Origin of the sequence: Synechococcus sp. 'PEA 65AY6A-5F PE A', from assembly GCF_047462575.1 — a bacterium.
In the GTDB taxonomy this organism is placed as follows: domain Bacteria; phylum Cyanobacteriota; class Cyanobacteriia; order Thermostichales; family Thermostichaceae; genus Thermostichus.
This window is the reverse complement of sequence record NZ_JAOALE010000088.1, coordinates 1-535: the sequence shown is the minus strand read 5'-3', so window position 1 is coordinate 535 and position 535 is coordinate 1. Positions and strand designations below refer to the sequence as shown.

The window sequence follows — 535 nt, the reverse complement described above, 5'->3', positions numbered from 1 at the left end:
GGAATGAAAAGATACGTGCGTCGTAGGTAACGAACCTACGCTTGAACTCTTTAACTGGACGGTTGCGCTGTCTTGCCACTTTGCGAGCGCCTGCCACCCGCCTGCACACCTGCTGAGCCAAGTTACTGGACAAGCCGAACCGGGCTCGAATCTCGTAGTAGCAAAGGGATTGCAGTTTGACCGCGTTGACGATCTTCTCCGGCGTGTTCTGGTTGACCCAGTTCAAGGCTTGGCCAAAAGCCTCCATCGTCGCGTCCAATTTGGCGGCTTGCGACTGGGACGCCTCGAGCTTACAGGAGACGGTCAGGACTTGGCTCATAAGTTCATTGTACTTCATCAAAGCGCATTCCTCCCGGCACTGACCCTACGGGTACAGTGCGGGGCTCCTGCGATTTCTAGCTGATCCCGGATCCCAGCAGCTCCCAACCGGTCAGCAACGCAAACACCAGAAATAAGCCGCCCCCCACCCAATGCACGGCGCGTTCAGAGATGTGGGCTGCTAAGAAGCGACCGCCCACCACCGCCAACCCCACCA

At 57.6% G+C, this 535-nt stretch carries 1 protein-coding gene and 1 pseudogene; both read right to left on the bottom strand.

The window, feature by feature from the left end; translation table 11 throughout:
• A pseudogene (locus tag GG26_RS13675) lies at window positions 1–319 on the bottom strand (RNA-guided endonuclease TnpB family protein); the annotation flags it as partial.
• 76 nt (window positions 320–395) lie between these two features.
• On the bottom strand, window positions 396–518 hold the full coding sequence (locus GG26_RS13670) for a hypothetical protein (RefSeq protein ID WP_414391194.1): 123 nt from the start codon (window positions 516–518) through the stop codon (window positions 396–398).
• Between the last annotated feature and the right edge of the window lie 17 nt (window positions 519–535).